The following is a 9186-nucleotide window of genomic DNA, read 5'->3' as shown; positions in this document are numbered from 1 at the left end:
CAGGATTCAACCGGAGCCGACAAGAGCAGGACTGTACAGACAGACTCGAAACCACGCAGAATACATGGAGACGGGAGGCGCAGGAATGAGTGACAGCGAGATCCGCCGGTTAACTTCATTTCACGATAAACTGCGACGATACAACCTAGTTGTTGAATACTCGCCGGAGATCCCTCCGTCGCTAGATTCTAGCGTCGGAGGGTGGTCTTACCAGGCTCGGATTGCAGACGACGGGGATCTAATGATCCGCGTGAACGAATGGACCACCTTGACTGACGAGGGCAGACGAAGAATCTGGAAATTGCCAGCGGAGAAGTAGCGCACTGCGCCCGCATCTGCGTGCGCCGAGAAGAGCGGTGACGGCACCACTCTGGCAGGTGAGATCTCACGGCCGCAGATCCACCCTCCACTGCTCCGCCTGGCCCTCTGTCACCCCGGCAGCCTCGACAACGGAGATGAGATCCTCCTGTCGCGCCTGACCGAACGCGAGCCGGTAGTAGGCGACGCGTTGCTTGACCCTGTCGATGCGGGCCTCATCCGTACTCAACTGGTAGGGCATGACTTCACGCACCACCTTGTACGGCCCTGGATAGACCCAGTCAGGCGCCAGCCCGGGAAGCGTCTCACTGTGGGGTGCATCCGTGGTCGCAAGTGCGTAGGCGGCATCCCAGGGGTTCTCGTCCCCCAGCATCTCGGATCCGTACGCATGGGCGATGTTCCGGCGGACCGCGTGCCCGCGGAACCGATTGACGCGGCCGTCCCGTTGCTCAAAGTCGACCGGGCTACTCGGGATGTTCCAGTGGACCAGGTTGTGACACCACGGGTGGAAGTCGATGCCCTCTTGCCCAACACTCGTCGAGACGAGTACGAAGGGCGCAAACGGGGAGTTGAACGCTTCTCGCACTTCGGAGGAGCGGTTCGAACCGTCCTCTGCCTTCACGTCGCCGTAGCGCAGAGCGAACCGACACGGAAAGGCCAAGTCACGGCCTTCGCCCAATGGATCACTTCCCTTGTAGATGGCCTCCCTGAGCTTCATCGCCCGCGCCGCGTCGTGGGCGAAGCTGATCAGTGACTCATCGTCTGCTGCACGGTCACCCTCGACTGCTCGGAGGTGAAACAGGTACTCGTCGAGCACGGCCTGGAGATTGCCGTCGGCGCAGTACTGAAGCACTTTCTGCCAGTAAGGAGCCTTCTCCGGATAGAGGCTGTCGAGGATCTGGGCGGTCTCTGGCCGGCTGAAAACCGTGCGCAGTCCGGAGGCGAGAATCGCCGCAGCGCGCCATCGAGCAGCTGGCGACACCTTCTTGGTTCCGACGTCGAGGCGTCCCAGGGCACGCCAAGCGCAGTTAGCCGGTGAGTGCATCGCGCGTCGCGTCGTGTTGGCCACAAGAGACGGGGGGATCCTAGTGAAGTCGAGGGTGTCGCCGCTGCAGCAAACACTCGCCACCGCGTCGATGTACTCGCGGAGAGCTGACGGCGTGTCAGCAGCTTCATGCGGTGCCGCTGGACCAGAGCCTTTCAGGTGTCCTGCCATCGCGTCCGCTGCGGTTACTCCACCGATTCGCTTGGCCCGACTTCCCATCACCTCTGCGATCTGATCATCAATCGTCAGCTGCCACTGCCACTGGAGTTCGGCGAACTCGCTGGCACCTGACTCGACGGAACGCGCGGGCAACTTGCCGTGCAGCTTTTCGGTGACTGCAGCCTCTGCCGAACTGCAATCAGCTTGAGCCCCCTTGTCTGCGGCCACCTTCAACGGGTCCGCCAGATCTGCCATCGACGGCAGCGGGAAGAACAGCATGAAATCCGCCATTGACGACAGGTCGCCCTTGCTGAACTGCAACCTCGAGTGGGTCGACAAATCGGCATGTCCATTGGCAGCGGCACCTACTGCGATTCGCCGCCGAGCGTCGTAGCTGAGCAGAGCGGCGACTGCGGTCGGAGTCGCCGACCACTGGGAGAAGACCAACTTCTTGGTCATCTCACGCGCACCGTCGGATGCGAATGCTCCACCCGGCCGTAGGTACGGCAGAGAAGGCGGTACCCAAAGGAACTGGTGCCAGCCCGTGGCCGTCGTCCCATCAATCAGGGCCTCCAACCTGGGGTTCTGCGACGGAATCTCGTCGAACCTCTTGAGAGCATCAGGATCGAGGCGCCTCAACTCAGTCAGCTTGGCCTTGACGTCAGGCTCTTCTCGCTGTTTGTCCGCGTTTCGGCCCATCTGATAGGCATCCATGAAGTGCACCAGCTCGGGTACCGATTTCCACACATCCATCGGCAGCGTGCTGTCCACCAGCTTCGCGAGCTCAGTGAGCTTGATGAACTGCTCGACGTCGGCCGCCGATACCGTCCCGGCCGGCACTGGCCGCTCGCTCACCATCGAAGCAGCTTCTGTCGCCGGACGCTCCGTCCGGCACATCAGGGTCAGCAACTCGGCGCGTAGTCGATCACGAAGGTCGCTGGGATCGTCGCCCGACGTCACGGCCACCCGAAACTCGTGCAAGAGGCCGGCGATTGCCTTTACTCGGGGGTTCTCGCGGTCCGCCGCTTCCGAACCACAGAGGAAGCCGAGCGTGTCGTGGAACTGATCACGGTGAGACTCTGGTCCACTCTCACCACCGTCGACGCCGATGTCCAGATCAAACGGCTTGTACGGCGTCGCTGACAGCAGAAGGACTCGCGCGTCCGTGTAGTTGAACAGCTCCCACGCAAGTTCGCTGGCGGGTGTTTCATTCCGTAGGAGGTCAGTGAATCGTTGGAACTCGTCGAGGATGACGAGATCTGGTTCGAGTGCTTCGATTCCGGCGCGCGCCAACGTCCGGCGCAGCCCAATGACAACGTCACCGGCCGCATGCTTTCCACCCGGGACGCTCCGCTTTCCGACGGTTTCGCGTAGGAGACTGTTGAAATCATCGAGTGCAGAAGGCCCACCGTCGTCGCTGGGTTGATTCGCTAGGTCACGGAACCTCGAAATGATCGCCTGGTCCAGGTAGTTCGGTCCTCGGGTCGCCTTGAGGCCATCTTCGTACTGCTTCACGCCGTACTTGAAGCGATCGAAGGTGGCGACACCCCCCTGAAGGATCCGCAATGCTGCCTTGGTCTCGCGCCGACCCAGTCTCAATCCCATGTGGTCTCGCAGGATGAGGAAGAGTAAGTACCGCTCCTCTGCGGTTCCCGTCCGCGAGCCCCCCTCGGGAAAGGCCGTCGCTGGCGTGAAGGAGATCAGGTTCACCGGCTTGCCAATCTCAGTCGCCGGCGTCTCGAGCTGGTGGCTTGATGCCACCAACAGGCTCGGCCGCGTTGGCATGTCAACCTTGGTTCCGAGGACGTCTAGTCGTTTGACGTTCTGTCGGGCGACGTCAGCATTGGAACAGACATAGATGACATCGATCCGTTTGATGTCCTTGTCGTCCTGCATGTGCTCGATCGCGGACGCGATGACGCCCCGGGCGATCAGGCTCTTGCCCAGACCCGTTTCATCAGCAACGAGATACCGAGTACCGCTCTTGTTGCGGTAGAAGACGTCGACGACTTGGTCGACGGTCTTGCGCTGAAACTCTCGCAGCTCGGCGAGGTACGGCTCGGCGGAGAATTTCTTGGTCATGCTTGCCCACCCTCTACTCCGGTCGCCTCAACTACCGCGGACCAAAGGTCTGCGAAACCCTCGGGCAGCACATGATTCGGGTCGCCACCTTTGGTGATCGACGAAACGACGCCGGCCAGGTGCCGCAGTCCCTCCTCGTTCGCTACCGAGGCACGCATAATCAGCTCGAACAGACCCTGCCCTGCCTGGTTCCACGAGGCTCCCGGCACGCCCTGCGATTCGGTGACACCCTCCTCGCCCTCTTCAGGCGGGACGCCGAAGCCGAGAATCAACGCGAGCAGCCGCATGAAGGCTTCCGCCGAATCGATCTGGTCGGTGACGATCGAGTCCAGTCGACCGGGAATGTCCCCGACGAGCTCAGCTTTGATCACCGACTTGCTGTGCCGGCCGCCAGCATCCTCCGCGTCGATAACGAAGAAGGCGGTCACGTCCACCAACTTGAGCCCGTCGAAAGCGACCGAGATCGTCGACCCCGGGGTCAGAGCCGCGTTCTTGGCCGGAACAGTCAAAGGTGACAGCGACAGCGAAACACCTGCCGCGACAGTCGGCAGCTCGAGCTTGCTGGCAACGACCATAGTCGCGACTCCGTCGGTGAGCGTCGGCGTCGCGGTCAGGGGCACGCCGGCGACCGAGCGGACGAACTGATCGAGTTCCTTCTGCTCCTCGTCGTCCTCTGCCGTGCCGGGGGCGATCTCCGTCTTCTGGAGAATGGACCCAAAGCCGCTGTTCCCGAGTAGCGCCTGAACACCCCAGGTCTTGGTCTGAGCAGTCAGTTCAGCCAAAATCTCGACATTTGCGCTGAACGCGTTTCCTGTCGCGTTCGCCGACCCTATGAACACGTGGCTTCGCCTGTTGCGCTCGACCGCGTAGATCTTTGCGTGCAGGTCGTTGAGGATTGTTCCCCCCGAGCTCTTCTCGTCGTCCTCTGCCGGAATTCCGGCGTTTGGCGAGAGCACGTAGGCGGTGTCGACGAGTTGAGCCTGCGCGTTGAGGTTGTTCAATGCGTCCTGGCGCGAGACGACGGTGAGGTGCCCCTTCTTGCCGCCAGCGACGTGCTTGATGCCGGCGACGCTAAGGAATGGCGACACAATGAGGTGCTCATAGCCGCTGAAGTCCGGGGTTGGCAGTGTGCGTCGCGGCAATCCGTACACGTGGAACGCGAGGTCCACGACACCATCGGGGAGTTCCCACTCGACCTTCTGCAGCCGCTTTCCCAACTCCGCCAGGCGTCGCTGTCGATGCTCGGCGATGGGCGTCACGGATGCTGACCCGAGATAAGTGAGCAGATGCTCGAGCGGAGCGTTGGCCTGATTCCGCGTTCGACCGATCCTTCCGTCGAGCGAGAGCGCTACATCCCAGGACCGGTCCTTCGTCAGGTTTCGGCTGAGGATGAGCAAGCGCACTGTCTCCTCGCCATCCTCGTCGCGGTAGACCCCCAACCACAGCTTCGGGTGGAAGAGACCCTGTGCCCGGTGAATCCCGTGAACCGACGGCTCCAACAGTGAGAACAGAGGACCTCGGTCACGCGGGACGGAAATCTGGCCGGCTTGGTGGAAGATGTCGACGTTCCCGATGCTCGCCTTGATGGCCGCGACCGTCTCAACAACGTCTGCAGATCCCGTATTCGAGCTACCGACGAGAGCGAGACATGGGAGGAGCGCACTTTCCAAGTCCAGCGTGAAGGTTGTCCCGACCAAGTGCTCGATGGTGGATCCCGGAGCCGGGGCGATCTGTTTGAGCAGGGTGGTCCTGCTGTCAGGAGGAAGCATCGGCCAGCCCTTCACGGATATCGGCGAGCAAGGTCTGGACATTCGGCCAGCGGTAGACGAGCCTGCCCGCGCCTGAGGCGCCACCCCAGTTGATGATTTGTCGGTCGTTCTGCAGCCGCGACTGGGCGCCCTTGTTTACTCGCTCCCGCTCCGCTATGGAACTCCGAACCTTCTCATCGGTTACTACTGCGCGAGGGTCGCTGCCTCGAAGGGTGCCGAACCAGCTCTCAACGAATAGCTGAGTCCCTGGTGCCACCGGCCGGCCACCACGTCCTTGGAGGACGGTTGCCCAAAACGAGGTGAGGTCCCACCTTTCGAAGTTGTCCTGGTTGGCTTCCATCTCCGTCGCCCATGTGTCGAGCCGCTCTGTGTAACGGCCGGTGTAGCTGTTGCCATCCTCCGCCAGCGAGTCGTACTTCTCGGCGATCAGTTGGTTGTAGATCAGCGCCGCCCCGTTGATCGCGAGCGAGAACAGGCGAGCGTGTTCGACCGCTCCTTGAATTCCGCTCGGCGCCTCGGCAAGCGCCGGGTGGAGCCACGGCGCAGTCGCGTCCGCGGGGTCAGTCTCAAGGCCATCCTTGAGCAGATAGGCCAGGTAGGAGTGCGGCGCACTCACCAAAATCCGCTCTTTCAGCCAGTCCGCTTCATCGCGGTTGAGTGTCAGCCCACCGTCGACCTTCCTTGGGAAGCCGTCGGGAGCGGTCAGCGGAATGTTCCAGGTGAGGGTGCGCGCGTCGGCGAGAATTCCATACCGCTGGAGCGCTGACCAGTAAAGACTCGAAGGAAGGGTCTGCAGCGCCTTGCCAGCCTGCGCGCCGACCATCCCCTTCACCGGCCCTGCCCTACGCAAAGCCTCGATAATCTTGCGTTCTGCGTCGTTGGCCTTCGACGTGATCATCGTGCCTGTGTGCTTGGCCGCTGCCTTCTCGAACGCCCACGGGACGATGAGGAAGTACCTCGCTCGGGTATGCACCGTGGATGTCCCGGGGAATAGGAGGTCCGCAAGTCCATCGCGGACCTGCCCGATCCCAAGGTCGTCCAGGGTGCTCGTATCCGAGAACATCCTGACGATCTCACGCATCCGGCGCTCATCTTCGGGAGATGTGTCTAGCCACGCTAAGTTCGACATTTAGTCCACCTCCACCACGCGAACGTCGCCATCTTCCGGCAGCGGCACGAACAGCCGATTCGAATAGGCATAGATGCCCTTTAACGTCCCTACGTTGACCCCGGCTCCGACTCCACCGCCCACTACAGGAACGACCTTCGCCAAGTTGATCACTCCTTTGGCCCCGAACTTGGTCACCAACCGAAACCCGACTGCTTGGTTGATCTTGGTCAGCACCGAACCTGGAAGCCGACCGAGCTGGGCGATAACAATCTTGTTCCCGATCTTGGCACCAGCCTGGCCCACCGCTGCGCCAGCCCCCGCCCCGAGGAGCGACAGGAGTATCCCGGTCCTAACCTCCTCGGAGTCAACGTCGTAGCCGCGGATATGAGCAATCGCTGCCACCATCCTCGCCGCCGTCACGTAGAAGGTAAGGACGTCCGCCGGAATCGTGACTGGCATCGCGATCAGTCCCGCTGAGCCCGAGGCGAATCCCGTCACCCCGACGAGGCGCCGGTGCGAAGAGTACAAGCGCTGGATTGCCCGCTCTGGGTCAGAGTGTGTGCGCAGGGCTTCATCCGCGACGGCAGCAGCCGACTTGTATGGCCCCGCCCCGTGCACCGCGCGGGCCAGAAGATTTTCGACAAGCTCGAGCGCACGCGACCCGTCCCCATCCGACATTTTCTTGTTCTTCGCAGCCACCTGGCCACTCCTCTACTACTTGATTCGATGTTCGCAGGCACCGCTGCCAGGCTCTAGGTGAGAGATCCGCCCCGCATTTCACGCCGCGCAAGACCGACAAGCTGTCACTGTAGATTGCACGTCGGACATGTTCGATGTCGTCGCGTGAATCCGTTCGTTATGGCTCGCCCCATCGCGTCATCGTGGCCACTTCGGAAGCCCTCGATCTCGCCCTAGAACTCGATCTCTGATTCAGGGTCGCCAATCCTCTCCGCCTGCCAAATTCCGTACGGGTCGTTCCTCGGACGTCGTGGAACGACCACCGGCGAACCTAGTGTCGGGGCTCCTGCCTACTCTCAGCGCCATGAACGTTAGAGCAGCAATTCTCCTCGGCATCGCAATCGCTGGGCTGTCCGGTGCAACCGCGGCACCGGCGCACGCCACCAAGCCCGGGATAGGCAACTAATGCGATAAGCAGGAGGCCGGTGATCTCCGCAAGACGGAGAACGGCCAACCGGCCGCATGCATCTACTTCAGCGCAAATGGTGGCTACCAGTGGGTCTCCACCGGCAAGGTCGACCCCACAGTGCGAGAGAACGGTCAGTCGTGCAGCGGCACATATCCGGTCGCACGGAACCGCCGGGGCAAGGCACTCATGTGCGTCCAGGACGAATGGGGATTCGGGCCGTAGCCGTGCCCTCTCGTCGACCCTGAGACGCCACGGCACCCTGTGTATAAACCTGTGGATAAGAGTTGCCGGAGGGTAGTTGGAGTGAGACTCTGGGAGCTTCACCAGCGATCATCACAGCGAGCGGGGCACCGCACGATGACCCTCACGAGCGACTCCTTCGCTGCCGTGTGGAGTGCCGTCGTCGAGCAGCTCGTCGACAATTCCGCAGCGCAACCGCGTCTGACGCGCCAGCAGCGGGCGTGGTTGCGCCTGGCTAGACCGGTCAACCTCGTTGACTCAGTGGCGGTGCTGGCGGTCCCCAACGCCGTCGCCCAGGATCAGGTCGGACACCACCTGCGCGACGTCATCTGCGAGGCGCTGGCCAGCCACCTCGGCCACCCCGTCGCCCTCGAAGTGCACATCGCCAGTGAAGGCGTCCCGGATGCGCCCGTCGCCCCCGACGAGCCGCGTGACAACCCAGCCCCTCCTCCGCCGACCCCACCGTCGCGCTACACGTTCGACACCTTCGTCGTCGGGGAGTCGAACCGGTTCGCCCACGCCGCGGCCGCCGCCGCCGCGGAAAACCCCGCCTGCGCCTACAACCCGCTGTTCATCTGGGGCGAGTCCGGCGTCGGAAAGACACACCTGCTGCGCGCCGTGGGCGAGTACGCACGTCGCCTGTTCCCCGACCTGCGCGTCACCTACGTGTCCACCGAGGAGTTCACCAACGACTTCATCGACTCCATGCGCGACGACCGTCGGGCGCGGTTCAAACGTCGCTACCGCGACCAGACCGACCTGCTCCTCGTCGACGATGTCCAGTTCCTCATCGGCAAGGAGGGCACGCAGGAGGAGTTCTTCCACACGTTCAACGCGCTGCACGACGCCGGCAAGCAGATCGTCCTCTCCTCCGACCGCCCGCCGTACCAACTCACCACCCTGGAGGAACGGCTGCGCACCCGCTTCCAGAGCGGACTCACCACCGATGTCTCCCCGCCCGACCTCGAGACCCGCGTCGCCATCCTCCGCAGGCAAGCCCAGTCCCGGATGATGACCGTTCCCGACGACGTCCTGGTCCTCATCGCCTCCCGCATCGAGCGCAACATCCGCGAGCTCGAAGGCGCACTCATCCGCGTCGACGCCTATGCGTCGTTGACCGGCGCTTCCGTTGATCTCTCCCTTGTCGAGCAGGTCCTCGCCGACCTGCTGCCCGAGCCCGCCGATCGCACGATTAGCGCCCAGCGCATCCTGGCAGCGACCGCTGAGCACTTCGGTCTCACCGTCGACGATCTCCGCAGCCCACGGCGCGACGCGGAAGTCACACAGCCCCGCCAGATCGCGATGTACCTGTGCC

5 protein-coding genes are annotated in these 9186 nt (G+C 62.7%); 1 reads left to right on the top strand and 4 read right to left on the bottom strand.

What is annotated here, in order from left to right; translation table 11 throughout:
- Window positions 1–385 precede the first annotated feature (385 nt).
- From B4L26_RS17980 to B4L26_RS17965, 4 genes are read right to left on the bottom strand one after another with little or no spacing between them, the layout of a single operon-like run.
- The gene (locus B4L26_RS17980; protein ID WP_290721127.1) at window positions 386–3604 is read right to left on the bottom strand and encodes a helicase-related protein; all 3219 of its coding nucleotides are present in this window, start codon (window positions 3602–3604) and stop codon (window positions 386–388) included.
- Window positions 3601–5457 (bottom strand): phospholipase D family protein, encoded by a 1857-nt coding sequence (locus B4L26_RS17975; protein WP_290721124.1) that lies wholly within the window; start codon window positions 5455–5457, stop codon window positions 3601–3603. The genes B4L26_RS17980 and B4L26_RS17975 overlap by 4 nt, the downstream gene beginning before the upstream one ends.
- Window positions 5360–6454 (bottom strand): DUF6361 family protein, encoded by a 1095-nt coding sequence (locus tag B4L26_RS17970; RefSeq protein ID WP_290721121.1) that lies wholly within the window; start codon window positions 6452–6454, stop codon window positions 5360–5362. Before B4L26_RS17970 ends, B4L26_RS17975 begins: the two co-directional genes overlap by 98 nt.
- 48 nt (window positions 6455–6502) lie before the next feature.
- A complete protein-coding gene (locus B4L26_RS17965; protein ID WP_290721119.1) occupies window positions 6503–7183 on the bottom strand; it encodes an EcsC family protein in 681 nt (226 codons plus the stop codon).
- Window positions 7184–7988: 805 nt separating this feature from the next.
- Between B4L26_RS17965 and dnaA the strand changes: the two genes are divergently transcribed.
- On the top strand, window positions 7989–9186 hold a 1198-nt coding region (dnaA, locus tag B4L26_RS17960; protein ID WP_290721116.1), incomplete at its 3' end, for a chromosomal replication initiator protein DnaA.

It is taken from the genome of Gordonia sp. UBA7599 (assembly GCA_002477755.1).
Lineage (GTDB): Bacteria > Actinomycetota > Actinomycetes > Mycobacteriales > Mycobacteriaceae > Gordonia.
Note: the sequence above shows the minus strand (reverse complement) of the source record. Positions and strands in the feature narration are given on the sequence as shown.